Genomic DNA, 22043 nt, shown 5'->3' on the forward strand with positions numbered 1-22043 from the left:
AAACGGCTTGAGCCCTGTAGAATACAGGTCTCAAGCCGCATAGTCCGGTTTTCATTATTTGCCCTGTCTACTTGACGGGGAGCAGTTCACCTTATCTCGGCGCTTTCTTTTTTCTGATTAATTCCTTAAACTTAAGATAAGGAGGGCGGACTATGAATCCATCTGTTTTGGCCATCGTCGCGTTGGCACTCATCGTCTTGAACGTCTACACCTATTTGCAGGCGAAACGGTACACGCTCGGCGAAGGTGATTTTAACGTCTTATATGCTTATGCCGGCGGTGCGATCGGTGCTCTGTTCGGGCTTCATTTGACGCGGAAAAAGGCGGTTCATGCCCCAAAAAGCGTTCAAATACAAGTATTGATTTTGGCAGTCGGCTGGTCTTTAATGATTTTAGTACTGCTTTGAATGCAGAATAGGAGGAGCAACCGGTGAACTGGACAACATTATTTGATCGGCAGCGTGAATTAGATGAGCGGATCAAAGAAGAACATCAACTATCCGGGAACCAATTTGATGAGCGGCTACTCGCTTTGCTCGTCGAACTCGGTGAACTCGCCAATGAGACCCGTAGCTTTAAATTTTGGTCAACGAAGGGCCCGTCGCCTCAAGACGTGATCTTAGAAGAGTATGTCGACGGCATTCATTTCTTATTGTCGCTCGGTCTTGCCCTCGGGTATGAACGCGATTCGTTCCCAGCAGGTAGCTCGTATCTTGATGCGACTGACGCTTTTTTAGACGTGTTCCGCAAAGTGACGAACTTTGGTTTGTCGAAGACGGAACCGATGTACGAGACGCTGATGGCGGCTTATCTCGAACTTGGCTATACGCTCGGCATCAACGAAGAGTTGATGGTGATGGCGTATATGGCAAAAAATGAAAAGAACCATGAGCGACAAAATCAAGGTTACTAATCGAAACGAAGGAGCGATGTCCCATGAACGAATCATTACATATGCTGAAACGCTTGACGGATGCCACCGGTGTCCCGGGAAATGAAGGCGAAGTCCGCTCATTGATGCGCGAATACTTGGAGCCTCACGTGGAAGCGTTCGAACAAGACGGGTTAGGCAGTCTGTTTGGACGGGTGACGGGCAACGCGGATGGACCGCGTGTCATGATTGCCGGCCATATGGATGAAGTCGGCTTCATGGTGACACGAATCGAAGAAGGGGGCTTCTTACGTTTCCAAGCGCTCGGTGGCTGGTGGAACCAAGTATTGCTCGCGCAACGCATGGACGTCGTCACACGCTCAGGCGAAAAAATCCCTGGAGTCATCGGTGCGAAACCGCCGCACGTGCTTCCGCTCGAGGCGCGCAAGAAACCTGTCGAGATTAAAGACATGTTCCTCGATATCGGTGCGACGTCGAAAGATCAAGTCGCGGAGTGGGGCATTCGCCCGGGCGATACGGTCGTCCCTCACTGTGAGTTCACGGTCATGAAAAATGAAGACTTCTTGATGGCCAAAGCGTGGGATAACCGAATCGGTTGTGCCATCGCCATCGAGGCGGCGAAACGATTGAAAGACGACGAAGTTCCGGGTGTTGTCTTTACTGGAGCGACGGTCCAAGAAGAAGTCGGGTTGCGCGGTGCCGTCACGGCTGCCAACTTGGTCAAACCGGACGTCGCCATCGCCGTCGATACGGGTATTCCTGGAGATACACCAGGGATGACACCAGCAGAAGGATTGTCGAAACTCGGGGAAGGCGTTCAAGTCATCTTCTTCGATGCGACGACCATCACGAACCCGCGCCTCATCGATTTGATCGTCGAAGTGGCGAAAGAGAACGACATCAAGTACCAATTGGATTTGACGCCGGGCGGTGGAACGGACGCAGGCCGCTTCCATTTGGCAGGTGTCGGGATGCCGGCCGTCGCACTTACGGTACCGGTCCGTTATTTGCATACGAATGTCTCAATCATTCACAAAGCAGATTATGAAGCAGCCGTCGATTTGGTCGTAGCGCTCACGAAACGACTCGACCACGAAACGGTTCAATGGTTGAAAGAGGGATAATATGACGAAAATCACGTCTACGAAAAGTGAGACGATTAAGCGCTTAAAGCGTTTGATGACGAAAAAAGGCAGACAAGAGTCCGGACAATTTTTGGTCGAAGGCGAGCATTTGGTCGACGAGGCCATCCGTGCCGGACGTCTCGTCCAACTGATTATGGGGGAGTCGTATACCCCGAAAGGATCATGGCGCCTTGATGAGATGCCTGTCCTCGAACTATCCGACCATGTGGCTGACTTATTGTCAGAGACAGAGAAAACGCAAGGTGTGTTCGCTGTCGTCAAGATGGCCCCGGTCGAACGAAAGATGAAACATGTGCTCGTCCTCGATCGAATCCAAGACCCAGGTAATCTCGGAACGATGATTCGAACAGCGGACGCGGCCGGCTTCGACACGGTTTTGCTCGGAAAAGGGACGGTCGACCCGTTCAATGCCAAAGTCGTGCGCGCGACACAAGGTTCCTTGTTCCACGTCAACGTGAGCTCGGTCGATTTGCTTGAGACGTTGCCTGAATTGAAGAGCGAAGGCTTCCATATTTACGGCACGGCTCTCGCGAAAGCGACATCGTACGAGCAAGTCGATTTTAGTGAGAAGGTCGCGCTCGTCATCGGCAACGAGGCACAAGGCGTACATCAAGACGTGCTCGAATTATGTGACACCCGTGTCCATATCCCGGTTCTCGGCGATGCCGAATCGTTGAACGCGGCCGTCGCGGCCGGTATTCTCATGTATCGGATCGCGCTACAATAACCTTGTCAGCACTGACGAATCGTGATAGGTTAATTACATCGAACAAAATAATGAATAGACGTTGAAAGAGCATAGTACGCGAACTACCGAACGAGTACAGGGAGCATGGGCCGAGACTGCGAGCCGATGCCTTGGTCGGCGCTGAATTCACTCTCGAGTCGTGTTGGAGACAACACCGAAGTAGCATCCCGATACCGATGCTCTCAAGTGGGCCGATTTCGGCCAAGTAGGGTGGTACCGCGATTATTCGTCCCTTCAGTCATCGACTGAAGGGACTTTTTTTGTAGAGGAGGAACCAAGAATGAAAGAACAGTTGGAACAATTACAACAAGAGGCGTTGCAAGAGATTCAAGCGGCATCTTCGCAAAAAGAGTTGAACGAAGTCCGCATCAAATATTTAGGGAAGAAGGGGCCGATGACCGAGGTGCTCCGCGGGATGGGGAAACTCTCTCCTGAAGAGCGGCCTGCAGTGGGCGAACTCGTCAACACGGTCCGGACGACAATCCAAGACACGTTAGAGGCACGGATCGAGGAAGTGAAGGCAGTCGAGCTCGAAGCGAAACTGGCGGCGGAAACGATTGATGTCACGCTCCCAGGTCGGACGTCACTGCCAGGTCATACCCATTTGCTCCAACAAATTGTCGATGAGATGGAAGATTTGTTCGTCGGTCTTGGTTATACGATTGCCGAAGGTCCGGAAGTCGAGACGGATTTGTACAATTTCGAGATGCTCAACCTCCCGAAAGACCATCCGGCCCGCGATATGCAGGATTCGTTCTATGTGACAGACGAGACGCTCCTCCGGACGCATACGTCGCCTGTTCAAGCACGGACGATGCTCCAAGCGGAAGGAAAACCGATTCGCATTATCTGCCCGGGTAAAGTGTACCGTCGCGATGAGGATGACGCGACGCACTCGCATCAATTCATGCAAATCGAAGGGCTCGTCATCGATGAGCATATCTCGATGGCCGATTTGAAAGGGACGCTCGAATCGTTCGTCAAGCAGTTGTTCGGTGAGACGCGTGAGATTCGTCTCCGTCCGAGCTTCTTCCCGTTCACAGAGCCGTCGGTCGAAGTCGACATCTCTTGTTTCAAGTGTGGCGGCAAAGGCTGTAACGTCTGTAAGAAGACAGGCTGGATTGAAATTCTTGGTAGCGGGATGGTGCATCCACGCGTGCTTGAGATGGCAGGCTATGATTCGACGAAGATGTCTGGATTCGCATTCGGAATCGGTGTCGAACGGATGGCGATGTTAAAACATGGGGTGGACGATATCCGTCACTTCTATACAAATGACTTACGCTTCATCGAGCAATTCTAAGGGGGATCACACATGTTATTATCAAAAAAATGGTTGAATCAATATATTGACGTATCCGATTTGAGCGGACAAACGCTCGGTGACTTAATCACGAAAAACGGGATTGAAGTGGAAAGCGTCGTCAGCCGGTCGGAAGGCTTGTCGGGACTCGTTGTCGGGCATGTCCTCGCTTGCGAGAAGCATCCGGAGGCCGACAAATTGAACGTGACGACGGTCGATATCGGTGCGGCCAGCCCGGTTCAAATCGTCTGTGGTGCGCCGAACGTCGCCGCCGGTCAACACGTCATCGTGGCGACGGTCGGAGCTCGTCTCCCAGGACTTAAAATCAAAAAAGCGAAGCTGCGTGGCGTGGAGTCGCAAGGGATGATTTGCTCGCTCGAGGAACTCGGGTTCGAGAAAAAACAAATTCGCGAAGACGAGCAGGACGGCATTCACACGTTCCGCGAACCGGTCGAAGTCGGTGCGGACGTCATCCGCCTGTTAGACCTCGACGATGAAGTGATTGAGCTCGGATTGACACCGAACCGTTCAGATTGCTTAAGCCTTTACGGGATCATTCATGAAGTCGCGGCCATCCTTGAGCGCCCATACACATTACCGACTGCCGACGTGACGACAGATGTCGCGAACACGGTCAGCGTTCGTCTCGAGACAGACAACTGTCCGTACTATGCGACACGCCGTGTCGATGGCGTCGTCATCGGTGACTCGCCACAATGGTTGAAAAATATTTTGATCGCAGAAGGCGTCCGCCCAATCAACAACGTCGTCGATGTGACGAACTACGTCATGCTCGAGCTCGGTCAACCGCTTCATGCGTTCGATACGGCGAAACTCGGAACGACGATTGCTGTTCGTCAAGCACATGACGGGGAAGAAATCGTCACGCTCGATGACGTGACGCGCACGCTCGATGCCTCGATGATGGTCATCACGGACGGCGAGCAGCCTGTCGCCATCGCCGGCGTCATGGGTGGAGCGAACACCGAAGTCGATGCGACGACGTCGAGTATCATCCTCGAGTCGGCCTACTTCGCACCGGCATCGGTCCGTAAGACGAGCCGTACGCTCGGTTTACGCTCGGATTCGAGTGCCCGCTTTGAAAAAGGGGTCGACCCGGAACGGTTACAATTGGCCCTTGACCGTGCGGCCGAACTCATCGTCGAAGTGAGCGGTGGCACAATTAGCGACATCGTCATCGCTGGGGACAAAGACTCTGCGGCTCGGACGATTGATGTCTCGGTCGCTTATATCAACCATCGACTCGGAATGGACCTCGAGCAAGAGACGATTGTCCGCATCTTGGAACGTCTCGGTCTCGATGTGACCGGGGACGAGACGTTGACGGTCCACGTACCGTCGCGTCGCCCTGACTTGGAGTTGCCGGCTGACATCACGGAAGAAGTGGCACGCCTCTATGGCTATGACAGTCTTCCGTCGAGCCTTCCGGCGTCACACTCGAAAGGGTACCTCCCGAAAGAAAACGTGTTGCGCCGTCGCGTCCGTCGCATCCTCCAAGGCGCAGGATTGTCGCAAGCGATCACGTACTCGCTCACGAGCGTCGGGAACGCCTCACGCTTCAGTGGAGCCGACTTGACGCAAGTGAACTTGGCAATGCCGATGAGCGAAGAGCGTTCGGTACTCCGGACATCGATCATTCCAGGTCTGTTGGAGGCGGCTCGTTACAATACGTCGCGTCAACAAGCGAACGTGCGATTGTATGAGACAGGACGCGTCTATGTTGAACAAGGCGAGACGTTGCCACGTGAAACGGAGCGCGTCGCCGGCGTATTGACGGGACTTTGGTACGATCACCGTTCACAAGGTACGCGTGTCCCGGTCGACTATTTCGTCGCCAAAGGAGCCGTTGAGACGCTCTTGTCTGCGCTACGTGTCGAAGCGACGTATGAAGCGGCCGTGATTGCCGATATGCACCCAGGTCGTACCGCAAACGTGCTCATCGACGGACGTGTCATCGGTTACGTCGGACAAGTCCACCCAGGCGTGTCGAAAGACGTGTATGGATTGAAAGAAGTGTACGTGTTCGAACTCGACTTGGACGTGTTGCAACAGTCAGCCGAGCTCATCTATGAAGACGTACCACGTTTCCCATCCATCACACGTGATTTGGCGCTCGTGTTGAAACGGGACATCCCGGCCGGTCAAGTCGAAGCGACCATCAAACAGGCGGCAGGACCGCTCTTGATTGACCTCGCCTTGTTCGATGTCTACATCGGGGAGAACGTAGGGGACGATGAGAAATCAATCGCCTTCTCGCTCAAGTATCAAGATCCGACCCGCACCCTTCAAGATGAAGAAGTGACGGCGTCGTATGAAGCGATTCTCACTGCCGTTCAAGCGGCACACGGTGCGGAAGTTCGCGCATAACCTAAAAAGGTGTCCACCACGTGTGGACACCTTTTTTGAGTTTACTGGACTTCAAGAGCCAAGTCGCCGAACTTTGTCCAACCGACGAGGCATGTCACTTTATACAAGACGAGCGTGATGACGGCCGGAAGGACAACTCCCGTTCCAACGAAGATGAGGAACGCGTCCATTCCTTGCGCGGCAAGGATGTTGAGCGGCGCAATCAATGAGTTGAGCCCGAGTCCCGCGATTTCATAAGGGACTTCGAGTGAGAAGACGAGCGTCGCAATCGGCGCGCTGATCATCGCCGCGATGAAAGGCGGCATGACGACGCGAGGGTTTTTGACGACGTTCGGGAACTGGACTTTCGGTGTGACGAAGAACGAGGCGACCAAACCGCCTGGATCTGTTTGACGATATGCCATGAGCGTGAAGCCGACGAACTGGGCCGTACATCCGATCAACGCGGCGGCACTGGCGACCGGGTCGAGTTGAAGCGCGATGGCGAGTGCGGCCGACGAAGCAGGTGACATGAGCATGACACTAAATACGAGCGCGATGACGAGTGATGTCGCGATTGGTGACGTATTGACCGAAGCGGTGATGCTGGCGCTGATTGAGTTGATGAGCGGTGTCGTGACGGCTGCTGCGCCGACTCCGACGATGCCGCCTCCAAGGACAGCCGTGACCGGGACGACCATCATATCAAATTTCGTTTTCCCGAGGACACGTTTGCCTAACCAGACCGCAGCCGCTGCTGCAATCAAGGCGCTGATCGGTTGACCGGGCACGAGGACGAGCCCGCTCTCGGTCGCTTGGAGCGCCGCACCACCAACGGTTGCCGCAATCATCGAGCTGAACAAAATGAGCGTATTGCCGCCGAGCTGATAAGCGACACCGGCACCGAGTGCCGGGGCGAGCAATGATTTCGCGACTTGCCCGATCAAGACGAGTGTCTCGATGCCGGCCATCTTCCCAATCGTTTCAATTAAAAGTCCAACCCCGAGCGTGACGAGGACGGCGCTTGCCATTCCTGCTGATATTTTGATCATTCGGTCCATTGCGTACTGTTTCACTTCCATCATCTCCTCTATGTGTGTCAATCCAATAAAAAAACCTATCCGGATGGGATAGGCGCGTCGGTCATACCATGAGCGCCTCGTCCGAAACCATCGAAACAAGGGCCCAAAAATTCGTCTCGGTCATCGAGTCGATTTTCAGTCCCTCAGTCGAATAATAATCAGTAGGCCGTGTTGCGCATGGGTTTTCATCATTGCCAGCTCCTCCGTTTGTTAAGATTTGTCTAAGAGTAACACGATATTTTTCAATAATCAATATTTTCTGAAAATTAATTTGAAAAAAATTGAAAACCGCTCAAAAAGAAAGACGACCCAATGAAGGATCGTCTCGTATTAAGACGTGCTGGCTGCAAGTGAGCCAACTTGTTGATCGATGAATGCCATCGAGATTGAATTGAAATGATCGGGTTGGTCGACATTGACGACATGGCCCGAGTCAGTGACGACTTGGACACGAGCCGTCGGCTGATGTTTCGCAGTCCGTTCGACGGCTTCGAGGAACATGTAGTCCTCGTCACCCATAATATAGAGAATCGGTACGTTCGTCTCAATCGAAGAGAAATGACGAAGCAACGGATTCATATTCTCGGTCATCTTGAACCAGCGGATGAACTCGCGTTGACACAGGTTGGCCGCATCGCGGACGAACATCATGCGTGATTTCTTATGACGCTTCTTCGGTAATAAAATCCACGCGAACAGCTGATATAGCCACATGTACGGCACGAAGCTCTGTACGAGACTACCGAGGCGAATCAACAACGTCGAGCGGACGTTGAACTTGACGATGGCCCCGCCGAGCACGACTGAAGCGATTCGTTCCGGATGGTGCTCGAACATCGCTTGAATGACAATCGTCCCGAGCGATAGGCCGACCATGTGGCCTTTTTCAATCTGTAAGTGGTCCATGACCTCGACGACGTCTTCGACAACGACATCGAGCGTATACGCGTTCAGCGGTTGATTCAACGACTGTTCTGCGTTGTAAGAGCCGCCATGTCCGCGTAGGTCGAGCAGGAGCACGTTATATTTCTTTTTGAACGGCCGAATTTGACGATACCAATGCGACAGACTTCCACCCGCGCCATGGATGAAGATGACCCAAGGATGGTCGTCGCTTAATGTGTACGTTTTATAATGCAACATGAACGCTATCCTCCAAAAATTTTTAAGTTCATTAAACCCTAAAAATAATATACCATATCTACAAATGTAGGACTATCGTTTCAACTCGCTCAACCGGATTGCTTTTTTCGTGTTGGCGAAGTGAACTTTCGCGACCTCGTTCAAACGGGATTGACCATAACGAAGAATCAAATCGGCCGCGACTTGGTCGACTTTGGCGCCGGCGCCTTTCGGTAACGTGACCCCGAGTGTCGCACTTAACTTGTCCATTTCTTTTAAGAACAAGGCGCGAGCGAGAATCGAGGCGGCGGCCACGGCGACATGCAGTCCTTCCGCTTTCGTCGAGAAATAGACGTCGTCTTTGACGACTGCTTTTTCGGACCGAAGGTGGTTATAGTAGATGTTCTTTTCAGCGAACTGATCGATTAAAATGGCGTCCGGTGTCGCATCGAGCTTCTGTAATAAGGCCGACAAGGCGGCGTTATGGGCGACGGCCGTCATTTTGCCTTGCGTCATCGTCCGTTGCATTTTATTATACGCCGGATTGTGCAACGTCGCCTTCTGATAGGTGATGGTGACGTGCAAGTCTTTGGCGATTCGGACGATCTCTGTGTCCGACAGCAGTTTGGAGTCTTTGACCCCGAGCTCTTTGACGAGAGCGATTTTCTCTTTTGGCACGTAGGCGGCGACGACGACGAGCGGTCCGAAATAATCACCTTTTCCGACTTCGTCGCTCCCGATGACAGACCAGTCCGAAAAGCCTTCCGGCAGAACATTTTTCGGAACGCTCGGTTCTTTTTTAATGCTCGTTCCCCATTTGGCGGCTTCCGTGTCGGCATCACGTCCCTGGAACATGACTTTACCCGAATTATAGACCGTAATCACACACTGAGGTGTTTTGGCACTGAATCGTGCGTGTGGCGGAGGATTGACTGAATGGGCCCGATAACTCGCGATGAGTTCCTCCTGGGCGGTAGCTGATAATTTAATGACTTGATTGCCCAATGTGAGCACTTCCTTTCTAACGCTAGCAAATCAATCTTACATTTTTTTTAGTTATTTTGAAACCAAAGTTTCGCTCTAAACGTATAGACAAGTGAGTAAAGAAAGAAGCGAGGTGAGTCGGAGATGTGGTGGCGCGATGACACGGATGAAGATGAGGCAGAATCTCTCTATAAACATATTCTCGAGCTAGAAGCTCGGATTGCAAAACTGATCGCCCATCAAGTCAGGGTGCGTCGCTTGCTCATGCAGGAATCGTCGGAAACGGCGACCGAGCAAATCATTGCGTTACAAGCGGAAGTCGATCACTATTTGTCACTTCTGCGACAAGAACGGATGGAGGCGGTCGACCGCTATGATCGCTTACGTCTCGAGCAGACGTTAGGACGGGTCCGACAGTCGGTCAATCAACCGACCCGACCGTTGGCAGAGTGGGACACGATTGAACAGGCGCTCGCGCTCGAAGTCGAACATTTGCGCCGCGTCCTTTCGTACGAACGACAGCGTCGCGCCGAGGAGGAGTGGTAATGGAATCGTTAGATCAGCTGTATTGGTGGGTACTCATCATCGCGGGTCTCGGTACATTCGTGTACATGATTTTTTCAGATGCGTTCGATGTATTTGATGGTTGGTTCAATCCCGCCGTCATCTTATCCTTTTTAGCGCTCGGTGCGGGAATCGGATTGATTTTAAATGCGCTTGCCCACGTGTCGCCGATGATAGGGCTTGCCGTCGCCCTCGTCGGTTCATTCGCGCTCACGACGCTCCTGTACTTATTTGTCCTCTTGCCGCTATCGAACGCGGAAGAATCGATCGGAATGACCGATGAATCCCTCGTCGGCCTGATTGGTCGATTGACGGTCCCGGTCCCAGAAGGTGGGTTTGGCGAAGTGCTCGTCGAATCGGTAACGGGATCCGTACTAAAAACGGCCAAGAGTGTCGACGGAAAAGCCATCGATACGACACAACGCGTCGTCATCATCGAAGTCGAACGAAACATTGCGGTCGTCATGGAGTATGACGAACCGACAATCCGAAAGGAGTTTTAACGTATGAACACAGCTATTTTAGCCAGTATTATCGTCGGAGTAATTTTGCTCGCCTTAATTTTCGTCTTCGTGTTGAAGTATCGCACGGTCGGACCAGATGAGGCGCTCATCGTTACCGGCAGCTACTTAGGGAAAAAGAACGTCCATAGCGACGCGTCAGGCAACCGCGTGAAGATTATCCGTGGGGGCGGAACGTTCGTCTTGCCGGTGTTCCAGCAGGCAGAACCACTCAGTCTTCTCTCGAGCAAGCTCGAGGTGACGACGCCGGAAGTGTATACCGAGCAAGGTGTACCGGTCATGGCGGACGGGACGGCCATCATCAAAATCGGCGGCTCAATCAGTGAGATTGCCACGGCGGCCGAACAATTCCTCGGCAAACCGAAAATCGAACGCGAGAACGAGGCGAAAGAAGTGCTCGAAGGTCACCTCCGTTCAATCCTCGGTTCAATGACAGTTGAAGAGATTTATAAGAACCGTGATAAGTTCTCGCAAGAAGTGCAACGCGTCGCCTCACAAGACTTGGCCAAGATGGGTCTCGTTATCGTCTCGTTCACCATCAAAGATGTTCGTGACAAGAACGGCTATCTTGAATCGCTCGGGAAGCCACGAATCGCGCAAGTGAAGCGAGATGCCGATATCGCCACGGCCGAAGCGGACAAAGAGACGCGCATCAAACAAGCAGAAGCGATGAAGGACGCGAAGAAAGCGGAACTTGAACGTGCTTCAGAAATCGCGGAAGCCGAGAAAGAGAACCAGCTTCGTATCGCGGCGTATCGCCGTGAACAAGACGTCGCCAAGGCCCGCGCCGACCAAGCGTATGAGCTCGAAGAAGCGAAAGCGAAGCAAGAAGTCACCGAGCAACAGATGCAGGTCCAAATCATCGAACGTCAAAAGCAAATCGAGCTCGAAGAGAAAGAAATCATGCGTCGTGAGAAACAGTACGATTCTGAAGTGAAGAAGAAAGCCGACGCCGACCGCTATGCGATCGAGCAGTCAGCCGAAGCCGACAAGGCACGTCAAATCGCCGCAGCCGACGCTGAGAAGTACCGCATCGAAGCGGAAGCGAAAGCCGACGCCGAACGGGTCCGCCTCGCCGGTGTGGCCGAGGCCGATTCGGAACGGGCCAAAGGGGAAGCCGAAGCTGACATTATCCGCTTGACGGGTCTCGCCGAAGCCGAAGCGAAACAAAAGATTGCCGAAGCGTTCGAGCAGTATGGTCAAGCCGCCATCCTCGACATGGTCGTCAAGATGCTTCCGGATTATGCGAAACAAATCGCAGCACCGCTTGGCAATATCGACAAGATTACGGTCGTCGATACGGGCAGCGGCAAAGACGGCGGAGCCGGCAAAGTCACGGGTTACGCCACCGACTTGATGGCATCGCTGCAACAGACGCTCAAAGCGTCGTCAGGAATCGATATGAAAGATTTACTCGACAACTTTGCTGGAAAAGGCAACGTTCAGCCGAGTGCGAATCGCGAGTTGAGCGAGTCAACGTTCGCCGCGACGGAAGAATAAGTAGGGAGCCACAGACAAGTCATCGTCTGTGGCTTTTTTGTTTTACTCAAATTCCCCTAAATTTGAAACAAAAGGCTTCAAACTCGATCGGTTTCTGACGATAAGTGAGATGTCAGACCATTAGAGAGAGGAAGTAGCGATTATGAAGAAATCACTCATCATCGGCTTGTTGGCCGCATGTGTGACTTGGTTACCAGGTTGTCAGTCTGTGATTGACCAACCGGAAGCAACCGTTGAAACCCGTCAATCGATGGGCGTTGTGTTGTCTGATGTTGGTCTCGGGGACCAGTCATTCAGCGATGCGGCGATGCGCGGCATGGGACAACTCCGTGAGACGGGGGAATGGTTCGTCGATTACCGCGAGTTGGATGAGACGGAAACGTACAAGGCCGGGTTCGAACAGCTCGTCGCCGACGGACATGACGTCATCATCGGGCTCGGGTTCGCTTGTCAAGAGGACTTGGAAGCGGTAGCGGCCGAACATCCGGAGCAACAGTTCGCGTTGATCGATGCCGTATCGACATTACCGAACGTCATGTCCGTGACGTTCAAAGAGACGGAAGGAAGTGCGCTAGCCGGTGCAGTCGCGGGGCTCGAGACGGAATCGAACAAAATCGGATTTATCGGGGGCGTCGACAACGAACTGATTCAAAAGTTTGGGACTGGCTTCGAACTCGGAGCGAAAAGTGTCAACGATGACGTGACGATGCTCGTCGACTATGCGAACGATTTTGCATCACCTGAAATCGGGCGCGAATTGGCAGAGAAACAGATTGAAGCCGGAGCGGACGTGTTATACGCCGCTGCAGGACTGACAGGGGTCGGAGTTCTAGAGGCGGCTGAGCGGAACGGTGTGAAGGCCATCGGGGTCGACAGTGATCAATCGATGATTGCACCGGACGCGGTCATCACGTCGATGTTGAAACAAGTTGATTTGGCCATCGTTGAAATCGCGAATCGACTCGAGAACGAGGCGTTCAATACCCACGTCGAACTCGGAATCGATCAAAACGGTGTCGGTTTGGCCGCTCTTCGTCGTGTCCAGTGGGATGACGAAGAGACAAAACAGTTTGAGGCGTTTCAGAAACAGTTGATGGAGGGGACGCTGAAATGAGTTTACGGAAACGGTTTATCTTTTCGACCGTGTTCACGGTCTTGTTGATTGTGTTGATGATGAGTTACGTTTTGACGACACTCAATCGTCTGCAGACGTACAATGAACAGTATGGGACGCAAATGATCGAGCTGTCACAGCTCGAGACGTCGCTCTTGCAAGAACAGTCACTTTGGACATCGCTCGGCGAGCAGATGAGTCAATCGACGCTGACGCAACTCGAGCGCATCCGGGCGACGAACGGAGAAACGTTTGCGATGCTCGAACAGACATATCTGATTCCAGAGTTCGCGACGCACCTTGAACGGGCGACAACGAAGTATGAACGGATTGAAGCTGAAGTGGAGACGGCCGAGGCCGGCGGAATTGCGGCCCGGATTCAAGCCGCCAAACTCGAAGGAGTATTGAACGATGTGAACACACTCCTCTTGAAAAATGGTACGTTCTATGAGGCGCTACAGGCCGAGGCGGCGAGCGAGACGAAACGTCTCCTGCTCGTATCGGTATTGTTGACGGTCTTCGTCATCGGCGCACTCAGTGTCTATAACTTCTTCTTCGCCCGCTCGATCACCCATCCGCTCGAGCGAAACGTTGAGGCGGCGGAAGCAATCGCGGCCGGCCGGTTAATCACGTTGCCGGATTCGACGCGCCGTGATGAAATCGGACGGTTAGAGCGGGCCATGCAAGAGATGACGATGTCGCTCCAGACGGTCATCGGGTCCATTCGCGTCACTTCGATGAAAGTGAACGATATGACGGAGACAGCGGCCGCCGAGAACGAGGCCGTGGTCAGCACGACGTCGAACATCACGAATGCAGTCGATGAGATGGCGAACGGGGCACAGTCGATTGCAACGGAACTGCAAGAGACGCTCGAATCGGTCGGCATCATGGCGACCTCGTTCGAGACGAGTTTGAACCAGACGAAGCAGACGACTGAACAGACGACCGAGATGACTCGTGAAGTCGCGGCCGGTATCGAGACGCTGACGGACCAGGAAGAGATTCTAGAGCGCTCGAGCGCGCGCAACGCATCACTCGTCAATCGGATGGATGACTTCGCCCGGAAGACCGAAGAGATTGAAAAAATGGCAAAACTCGTGGAAGACGTCGCCGCCCAAACGAACCTGCTCGCCTTGAACGCCGCCATCGAGGCTGCACGGGCTGGGGAGGCCGGACGAGGGTTTGCAGTCGTCGCCAGCGAAGTCAAGAAGCTGGCTGAAGAAAGTAACGTGGCGACACGTTCGATTTTCGGAGTCGTCCAGACGATTCGCGATGAGGTCGCCCGCTTGACGGATATGGTCGAAGAGTCGAGTCGTGAGCAGACGGCACAGCTCGAGGCGTTCGGATTGACGAAGCAGGCGTTCAGTCGAATCCATGACCGGACCGATCACGTCGCCTCGTTCGTCGGGACGATCGAGCGCGAGATGGTCGCATCGAGCACGGAAGTCACGAACGTCTTGAAACGGGTCGAGGAAGTGAGCGGCGTGACCGAGGAACTCGCGGCGGGCAATGAAGAAGTCGCGGCCTCGATGAAAGAGCAACAAGCGAGCTTCGATCAAATTTTCGCCTTGATGCAGGAGTTAGAAGGGCAGGCCGCCGCACTCGCGAGCCAAGTCCAACATTTTGAAGAGCACTGAGACAAGTTTCGGCTTGTCTCTTTTTTGTCGTCTCGAAGCGGATGCGACACACGCCTATCAGGGTCATAAGCGCATCAGAAACGTCAAAGGCGGAACGGGCGCACCGATGTCTATTTGCTCATACTAGAGGGAAGACTCACGCGAGGAGGAGACGTATGGAAAAGTGGAGACGGTATGTCGTCGTGCTGCTCGTCGGATTATTCATTGGGGTGGGCTATATGTTTTACTCGAAAGAACCGGAGACGCCGATGGTCGAACAGTTCGTGGCGACACCCGAGCCGGAAATCGAGCCGAGCGTCCCGACCGAAATCGTCGTCTATGTGACCGGGGCTGTCGAGGCGCCCGATATGTATACGATGCCGCAAGGGGCCCGTGTTGGGGATGTGTTGTCTCTCGCCGTCTTGACGGCCGAGGCTGATCCCGAACAATTGAATTTGGCCCAATTGCTCGTCGATGGGACGAAAGTGAGCGTCCCGAAAAAAGGGGAGACGGTCGTTGTGCCTGCCGCTGAAGAAGCGGGCGGGGGGACGAACGGGGTCCATGTTAACAGTGCGACGAAGGACGAATTGATGACAGTACCGGGCATCGGTCCGGCCAAAGCCGAGGCGATTCTCAATCATTTGAAACAGCATGGGCCGTTCAAGTCATATGAAGAGATCGGCAACGTCAAAGGGTTCGGGGAGAAGACGTTAGAAAGCATGGAAGGTTATCTCTTGGTTCCATGACATGCCACTATATCCATTGTTGCCAATCAGCCTATTCATTGCCGGGATACACGGATCAGTCGCCCTCTGCCTCCTGTTGTCTGTCGCCATCGCCTTCACTTGGCGTGGTCAATCCGTCTATGCGCACATTGGTGCCGTCCTGCTCGTCCTGTTCGTGTTCGTGCGTCCTGACGCCGAGCCGTTGCCTGTGGACGGACCCTATCTGTTCGCCATCGAGAGCCGGCGGGACAATGGCCAATCGGGGCGGCTGTATGGACAAATCGACGGAAGGGAAGGTGTGTTGACCGGTCGTGACCTCTCGCTCGGTCGTCCCGGAGAGACGTGCCTCGTCACGTTCAAGCAGACCCCGTTCGCACCGTTGCGCAATACGGGTGGGTTCGACGAGGCGGCTTGGGCGTACGGGGCCGGACTTGCGTTTAAAGGGAGTGACGTCGCCATCGAGGCGTGTCGTCCGAGTGACGGCATGAGTGGACGGATGCTCCGTTGGAAGGAACGACAGCTCGCAAGAATCGAGACGACGTATCGGCCGGATGTGGCGCTTTATATGGAGGCGTTATTGTTCGGGGAGAGTCGGTTGCTCGATGAGAATACCTCGTTTTCTTACCGGGTGACCGGTCTGCTCCATCTGCTCGTCATCTCCGGGTCACATATCGCGCTCCTCGTGCTCGGATTGCGTTGGACGACGCGGCCGTTGCCGCTCCGACGAGAGACGAAGACAATGTTGATTCTCGTTGTGGTCACGTTGTTCGGATGGTTGACCGGGTTTTCGCCGCCAGTGGCGCGGGCCGTGCTCGTCGCCGATGTGTTGCTTGTGTTGTCACTGTTCGGTTACCGTGTCCGCGACCCGATTCGGTTGCTCAGTTGGTGCGCGGCGTTCTTGCTCGCCTTGCAACCGTACTTGCTATGGAATTTAGGGTTTCAGTTGACGGTTGCGATGACGTTGTTCTTGCTCGTGACTCGCCCGATTTGGACAGGACCGTTCGGGCTGGCCGTATATGCTCAATGGTTCGGGCTCATCTTGTTATGGCCCGTTCAACCGATTATATCGGTGTTGGCACCCGTGTATAACGTCGTCGGCGCTTTCTTAATTTCCTGGATCGTCATTCCGCTCGCCCTGTTCGCGTATATCGTGCCGACCGCTGAAAAGCTCCTGCATCCGATCCTCGATGGCCTGAATGGGACGTTCGCCCTGCATCACGATTGGCGGCCTTGGCTTCCGCTGCATGAGTTTACGTTTTGGCACGCTCTTGGCCTCGCTGTCGTCCTGTGGGGCGGATTGATGCTCCTTGAGTGGAAACGATGGAGCGGTTGGGGGCTTGCCGTGATTGCGCTCTTGCTCATGCATGGCGTCCTTGAATGGGTCGAAGAGCCGCGCGTCACGTTTTTAGACGTCGGACAAGGCGATGCCGTCGTCGTCGAGTACGGCGAGGTCACGGGAGTCATCGATGTCGGCGGAGTGTTTCAAGACCCGAAAGAATCGAAACGGTCCACCTATGACCCGGGAGCGGACGTCGTCGCCCCGTACATATGGAAGCGAGGGGAGACGCGCCTCGACTTCTTATTGCTTACCCATGCCGATCATGATCACGTCGGCGGACTGTCAGGTTTGCTCTCGTCCATCGAAGTCGATGAGGTGTGGCTCTCGGCGGAAGTAGCGGATCAAGGCAAACGAGACGAGTTACTGGCCGAGCTGGAGACCTATCAAGTCCCGGTCAGGCTCCTGTCGAGCGGGGATAGGCCGTATCCATGGATGTGGGTCGTCGCACCGGGAGAGGCGGGCGAGGACGAGAATGCGAACTCGGTGTCGCTGTTCATGCAGGTCGGGGCGCTCACGTATTTATTGACTGGGGATTTGCCGGACACGCGGGAAGAGATGATTCCGACCGTTGACGTCGATGTGTTCAAATTAGGGCATCATGGGTCGAACACATCGTCGAGTGAGGCGCTGTTGAACCGAATCAATCCGGAATGGGTCATCATCAGTGTCGGAAGGAACAATCGTTACGGACATCCGCATCTTGACACGCTGCAACGTCTCGAGGGAAAGTGGGTATTACGGACGGACGAGGACGGGATGGTCGTCTGTGAACGAAATCGGTGTCGCGGGATTGTGACGAAGGCAGTACCGCCATGAAAAACTATGATAAACTAAAAAAGCGATTGCTCCCCCGGGGCAATCGCTTTCTGACTGACTTATAAGCTCAAGAACTTGATGAGGACACCAATCGCGAAGATGGTGAAGAAAAAGCCGAACGGGACGATGAAGCCGATTGCTGAATCGATGGCATCGTTACGTTTGCACTGTACGTCGTTCTCGAACGGGTTTTCGCTTTGTGGGCGAACAGAGTTAATATGCATAGTGAGTCCCTCCTTGAAATGGTTCCGTCCTAAGTATAGCGAATCAGTGAAGGATAATCTATGTTTAGATAAGAATAAATTGTGAAAGTGGTGTGTGTTTTGAATGAACCGTGGCTGCATAACGGAAAGTTGTCGAACGTGTACGTCCTGTTTGGGACAGAAAAATATTTGCTAGAGACGTGGGAGCGGGCCATCATCAAAGCGGCAACCCCATCTGGTGACCACTTTGATGTCATGCAGCTCGACTTGCACGAGACGTCACTCGACACGGCGCTCGATGAGGCGGAGACGGTACCGTTCTTTAGCGAGTATCGGACCGTCATCGTCAAACAAGCGCAGTTCTTGACGGGGGCAAAAGAGAAGCAAAAGCAAAACGTCGAGCGATTGACCGAATACGCGTTACAACCAGCGCCTTATTCCGTACTCGTCTTTATTATCGAAGCGGAGAAGCTCGACGAACGGAAAAAAGTCGTCAAGCGCTTAAAAGAGCGGGCCATCGTGCTCGAAGCGAAAAAACCGAGCCAGTCGGAGCTGATGCGCTACGTCGGCGACGAGCTGAACCGGCGCGGCCAAAAAATGGAGCGGGCGACCGTCGAACGGCTGTTGTTCCTCTGTCAGGATGATTGGGGCAAACTCGTCCGCGAGCTCGAGAAGTTGCAACTGTACGCGAGTGAAGGGGCAGAGATTCCGATTGATATCGTCAACGATCTCGTCCCGCGGACACTCGAAGACAACGTGTTCCAACTGTCCGAATTCTTAGTGGCCCGTCGTGCGGATGCGGCGCTTCGGCTCGTCCGTGATTTAGAGAAGCAAGGTCAAGAGCTGATCGGTTTGTTAGCACTCCTCGCGCGACAGTACCGGAATATGTATCTCGCGAAACAGCTGACGGAGAAGGGGTATGGCGAGAAGCAAATCGCCTCGAAAATCGGGGCGCATCCGTATACGGTGAAACTGGCCTCGCAAGCGAGCCGGAATTTCTCCGAGGCTCAGCTCGGACGGGCACTGACATTGATTGCCGACGCGGATGAGGCAATGAAGACGGGACGGGGTGACAAGCAGATCGTGTTTGATACGCTCGTCTGCCAATTGACATTACTGTGAGGTGAGGACATGGGGTTACAGGAAGTAGGGTTAGAAGCGGTGATTCCGCTTCGGCATGAAGTGTTGCGGCCCGGTTTGCCGGTGGAGACGTGTTATTTTGAAGGGGATGACGCGGAGACGACGCGTCACTTCGCCTGGGTCGAAGATGGACGTGTCGTGTCCATCGCGACCGTGATGGAAGTGGGGCGTGACTTCGATGGTCAGACGGTGCCGTACCAACTCAGAGGGATGGCGACTGACCCGACATCTACTGGTCAAGGGATTGGCTCGTCGTTTTTACAGGCGTTGCATGAAGCGGTCAATGAGTCGTGGTGGTGCAACGCCCGAGAAGTGGCAGTCCGTTTTTATGAGCGGAACGGGCTAGTCGTCGTGGGCGAACCGTTCGAGATTCCTGAAATCGGGACCCATTACGTCATGCGAACCCAAAAAACAGCCGGCTCCTAATGGAGGCGGCTGTTTCGTTTTAGTCTCTAATTAGAGAGCTGCGATGCGAGCTGCAAGACGTGATTTGTCACGGCCAGCTTTGTTTTGGTGGATAAGACCTTTTGCTGCAGCTTTGTCGATTTTCTTCGTAGCGAGGACGAAAGCTTCTTGAGCAGCTTCTTTGTTTCCTTCGAGTACGAGAGCGTCAACACGTTTCACTGCTGTACGCATTGCTGCTTTCTCTTGCGAGTTCGCGACGCGACGCTTTTCAGAAGTTTTTGCACGTTTGATTGCTGATTTGATGTTTGCCATTGTTTTGTCACCCCCTGAAACAAGAAAGTGTATGTTCTTATTACTTCAAGTAATCATTCAACAGAACAAGCACAATTGTAGCAAACGCTTATTCGAAAAGCAACCACTTGATGATTATTCTGAAAACTATATGTGGTATTGTTGAAGTAGGTCGTACACATTAACTTAGGATTTTGATATAATGACACGGTATGCATGAGAAGGATAGGTGAACCCATATATGAACAAACAAGAATTAGAGAATCGTCAGAAGAAGATTCGGAACTTTTCCATCATCGCTCACATCGATCATGGGAAGTCGACGCTCGCTGACCGGATTCTCGAGAGAACTGGTGCGCTCACGGCGCGTGAAATGAAAGAACAGACGCTCGATGCGATGGATCTCGAACGGGAACGTGGGATTACAATCAAGTTGAACGCCGTTAAATTGAACTATACCGCAAAAGACGGAGAAGAGTACATCCTTCACTTGATCGATACACCGGGACACGTCGACTTCACGTATGAAGTGTCACGTTCACTCGCAGCATGTGAAGGGGCTGTCCTCGTCGTCGATGCGGCGCAAGGCATCGAGGCCCAGACGCTCGCGAACGTTTATCTCGCGCTTGATAACGACCTTGAAATCATCCCGGTCATCAACAAGATCGACTTGCCGTCTGCGGACGTCGAACGCGTCCGTCAAGAGATTGAGGACGTCATCGGTTTGGATGCGAGTGATGCCGTACCGGCTTCGGCCAAAGCGGGAATCGGGATTGAAGAGATTCTCGAACAGATCGTCGAACTCGTCCCAGCACCGACGGGAGATCCGTCAGCGCCACTTCAGGCGTTGATTTTCGACTCGTATTATGACGCTTATCGCGGCGTCGTCGCTTCGATTCGAATCGTTAACGGTTCGGTCAAAGTCGGAGACAAGGTACAAATGATGTCGACGGGCAAATCGTTTGAAGTCACGGACCTCGGCGTCTCGACACCGAAACCGTTATCGGTGAAAGAATTGAATGTCGGCGACGTTGGGACGCTCTCGGCGTCGATTAAAACGGTCGGCGACGTTCGTGTCGGTGATACGATCACACTCGCCAAAAACCCTTCGACGGAACAACTCCCGGGTTACCGGAAGATGAACCCGATGGTATACTGCGGTCTCTATCCGATTGACGCGGCGAAGTACAACGATTTGCGTGAAGCACTTGAACGGCTTCAGTTGTCGGACGCGGCGCTCGAGTTCGAGCCGGAGACGTCACAGGCACTCGGATTCGGATTCCGGAGCGGATTCCTCGGCATGCTCCACATGGAAATCATTCAAGAGCGAATCGAGCGTGAATTCGGCATTGATTTGATTACGACGGCACCGTCGGTTATCTATCACGTCACGACGACAGCAGGGGACGTCATCCACGTCGACAACCCGTCGAAGATGCCAGAACAGCAAAAAGTTGAATTGATTGAAGAGCCATACGTCAAAGCGGCCATCATGACACCGAACGATTATGTCGGTGCCATCATGGAGCTCTGTCAGAAGAAACGCGGTAGCTTCATCGATATGCAGTATATCGACACGACCCGCGTCAAAATCACGTACGACATCCCGCTCAGTGAGATCGTCTACGACTTCTTCGACCAGTTGAAGTCGAGCACGAAAGGCTATGCGTCGCTCGATTACGACTTGATCGGCTATCGTCCGTCGCGACTCGTCAAGATGGATATCCTCCTCAACAACGAGCTCGTCGATGCCTTGAGCTTCATCGTGCACCGTGATTTCGCCTACGAACGTGGGAAGGTCATCGTCGAGAAGCTGAAAGCACTCATCCCGCGGATGCAGTTCGAAGTGCCGATTCAAGCAGCAGTCGGAACGAAGATTGTGGCCCGCTCGACAATCAAGGCACTCCGTAAGAACGTTCTCGCCAAATGTTACGGTGGTGACATCTCGCGGAAACGTAAATTGCTCGAGAAGCAAAAAGAAGGTAAAAAGCGCATGAAAATGGTTGGTTCCGTCGAAGTGCCACAAGAAGCATTCATGTCCGTCTTGTCGATGGACGAAGAATAATCGTTCGCCCTTATCTCCGGATAAGGGCGATTTTTGTCATTTGGCAGGATTCGGCACGTCAGGCACGGAATAGTACGTACTTACAGAGAAATAGAGGA

General features: G+C 53.4%; 21 protein-coding genes. 16 read left to right on the forward strand and 5 right to left on the reverse strand.

Annotated elements, in window-relative coordinates:
* Positions 1-152: 152 nt before the first annotated feature.
* From KNP82_RS04755 to pheT, 6 genes are all read left to right on the forward strand, one after another.
* Entirely contained in the window at positions 153-407 is a 255-nt protein-coding gene (locus tag KNP82_RS04755) for a hypothetical protein (RefSeq protein WP_021065643.1), read from the forward strand.
* Between the two features lie 23 nt (positions 408-430).
* Positions 431-913, forward strand: coding sequence for a dUTP diphosphatase (locus KNP82_RS04760; protein ID WP_029595195.1), 483 nt, complete (start codon positions 431-433; stop codon positions 911-913).
* 23 nt (positions 914-936) lie between these two features.
* Positions 937-2016, forward strand: a complete 1080-nt coding sequence (locus KNP82_RS04765; RefSeq protein ID WP_021065645.1) for a M42 family metallopeptidase — start codon at positions 937-939, stop codon at positions 2014-2016.
* Position 2017: 1 nt separating this feature from the next.
* The gene (locus KNP82_RS04770; protein WP_214756534.1) at positions 2018-2764 is read left to right on the forward strand and encodes a TrmH family RNA methyltransferase; all 747 of its coding nucleotides are present in this window, start codon (positions 2018-2020) and stop codon (positions 2762-2764) included.
* Between the two features lie 301 nt (positions 2765-3065).
* Positions 3066-4088 carry a phenylalanine--tRNA ligase subunit alpha gene (pheS, locus tag KNP82_RS04775; RefSeq protein WP_058763978.1) on the forward strand — a complete coding sequence of 341 codons (1023 nt, stop codon included), beginning with the start codon at positions 3066-3068 and terminating at the stop codon, positions 4086-4088.
* 12 nt (positions 4089-4100) lie between these two features.
* Entirely contained in the window at positions 4101-6476 is a 2376-nt protein-coding gene (pheT, locus tag KNP82_RS04780) for a phenylalanine--tRNA ligase subunit beta (RefSeq protein ID WP_214827242.1), read from the forward strand.
* Between the two features lie 41 nt (positions 6477-6517).
* On the opposite strand, the gene KNP82_RS04785 is transcribed toward pheT, so the two are convergent.
* The 3 genes from KNP82_RS04785 to rnhC form a co-directional block, all read right to left on the reverse strand.
* Positions 6518-7540 (reverse strand): PTS sugar transporter subunit IIC, encoded by a 1023-nt coding sequence (locus tag KNP82_RS04785; protein ID WP_034796886.1) that lies wholly within the window; start codon positions 7538-7540, stop codon positions 6518-6520.
* A 327-nt stretch (positions 7541-7867) separates the two neighbouring features.
* Positions 7868-8680 (reverse strand): alpha/beta fold hydrolase, encoded by an 813-nt coding sequence (locus tag KNP82_RS04790; protein WP_021065650.1) that lies wholly within the window; start codon positions 8678-8680, stop codon positions 7868-7870.
* A 72-nt stretch (positions 8681-8752) separates the two neighbouring features.
* A complete protein-coding gene (gene rnhC, locus KNP82_RS04795) occupies positions 8753-9664 on the reverse strand; it encodes a ribonuclease HIII (protein WP_021065651.1) in 912 nt (303 codons plus the stop codon).
* Positions 9665-9787: 123 nt separating this feature from the next.
* On the opposite strand from rnhC, the gene KNP82_RS04800 reads away from it, so the two are divergent.
* The 7 genes from KNP82_RS04800 (at position 9788) to KNP82_RS04830 (ending at position 17841) form a co-directional block, all read left to right on the forward strand.
* Positions 9788-10189 carry a hypothetical protein gene (locus tag KNP82_RS04800; protein WP_214827243.1) on the forward strand — a complete coding sequence of 134 codons (402 nt, stop codon included), beginning with the start codon at positions 9788-9790 and terminating at the stop codon, positions 10187-10189.
* Complete coding sequence (locus tag KNP82_RS04805; protein WP_021065653.1) at positions 10189-10710, forward strand: NfeD family membrane protein; 522 nt, start codon at positions 10189-10191, stop codon at positions 10708-10710. Before KNP82_RS04800 ends, KNP82_RS04805 begins: the two co-directional genes overlap by 1 nt.
* Before the next feature lie 3 nt (positions 10711-10713).
* Positions 10714-12228, forward strand: a complete 1515-nt coding sequence (locus KNP82_RS04810) for a flotillin lipid rafts scaffold protein FloT (RefSeq protein WP_021065654.1) — start codon at positions 10714-10716, stop codon at positions 12226-12228.
* A gap of 142 nt (positions 12229-12370) precedes the next feature.
* Positions 12371-13342: a BMP family lipoprotein gene (locus tag KNP82_RS04815; RefSeq protein ID WP_021065655.1), complete on the forward strand. Its 972-nt coding sequence runs from the start codon at positions 12371-12373 to the stop codon at positions 13340-13342.
* Positions 13339-14982: a methyl-accepting chemotaxis protein gene (locus tag KNP82_RS04820; protein ID WP_131471289.1), complete on the forward strand. Its 1644-nt coding sequence runs from the start codon at positions 13339-13341 to the stop codon at positions 14980-14982. Before KNP82_RS04815 ends, KNP82_RS04820 begins: the two co-directional genes overlap by 4 nt.
* A 155-nt stretch (positions 14983-15137) precedes the next feature.
* Positions 15138-15707: a helix-hairpin-helix domain-containing protein gene (locus KNP82_RS04825; protein ID WP_021065657.1), complete on the forward strand. Its 570-nt coding sequence runs from the start codon at positions 15138-15140 to the stop codon at positions 15705-15707.
* A 1-nt stretch (position 15708) separates the two neighbouring features.
* Entirely contained in the window at positions 15709-17841 is a 2133-nt protein-coding gene (locus KNP82_RS04830; protein WP_214798494.1) for a ComEC/Rec2 family competence protein, read from the forward strand.
* Positions 17842-17900: 59 nt separating this feature from the next.
* Here the strand turns inward: KNP82_RS04830 and KNP82_RS04835 are convergent, their stop codons facing one another.
* On the reverse strand, positions 17901-18065 hold the full coding sequence (locus tag KNP82_RS04835) for a YqzM family protein (RefSeq protein WP_016508105.1): 165 nt from the start codon (positions 18063-18065) through the stop codon (positions 17901-17903).
* A 90-nt stretch (positions 18066-18155) separates the two neighbouring features.
* Between KNP82_RS04835 and holA the strand changes: the two genes are divergently transcribed.
* Both holA and KNP82_RS04845 read left to right on the forward strand, forming a co-directional pair.
* Positions 18156-19166: a DNA polymerase III subunit delta gene (holA, locus tag KNP82_RS04840; protein WP_353049057.1), complete on the forward strand. Its 1011-nt coding sequence runs from the start codon at positions 18156-18158 to the stop codon at positions 19164-19166.
* 9 nt (positions 19167-19175) lie between these two features.
* Positions 19176-19610: a GNAT family N-acetyltransferase gene (locus tag KNP82_RS04845; protein WP_029595202.1), complete on the forward strand. Its 435-nt coding sequence runs from the start codon at positions 19176-19178 to the stop codon at positions 19608-19610.
* Positions 19611-19640: 30 nt separating this feature from the next.
* Here KNP82_RS04845 and rpsT read toward each other — a convergent pair whose 3' ends face one another.
* On the reverse strand, positions 19641-19901 hold the full coding sequence (gene rpsT, locus KNP82_RS04850; protein ID WP_021065661.1) for a 30S ribosomal protein S20: 261 nt from the start codon (positions 19899-19901) through the stop codon (positions 19641-19643).
* A gap of 220 nt (positions 19902-20121) precedes the next feature.
* Here rpsT and lepA point away from each other — a divergent pair, with 220 nt between their 5' ends.
* Positions 20122-21945 (forward strand): translation elongation factor 4, encoded by a 1824-nt coding sequence (gene lepA / locus KNP82_RS04855; RefSeq protein ID WP_021065662.1) that lies wholly within the window; start codon positions 20122-20124, stop codon positions 21943-21945.
* The last annotated feature ends 98 nt before the right edge of the window (positions 21946-22043 follow it).

It is taken from the genome of Exiguobacterium sp. s26, assembly GCF_018618235.1.
Taxonomy (GTDB): Bacteria; Bacillota; Bacilli; order Exiguobacteriales; family Exiguobacteriaceae; genus Exiguobacterium; species Exiguobacterium chiriqhucha.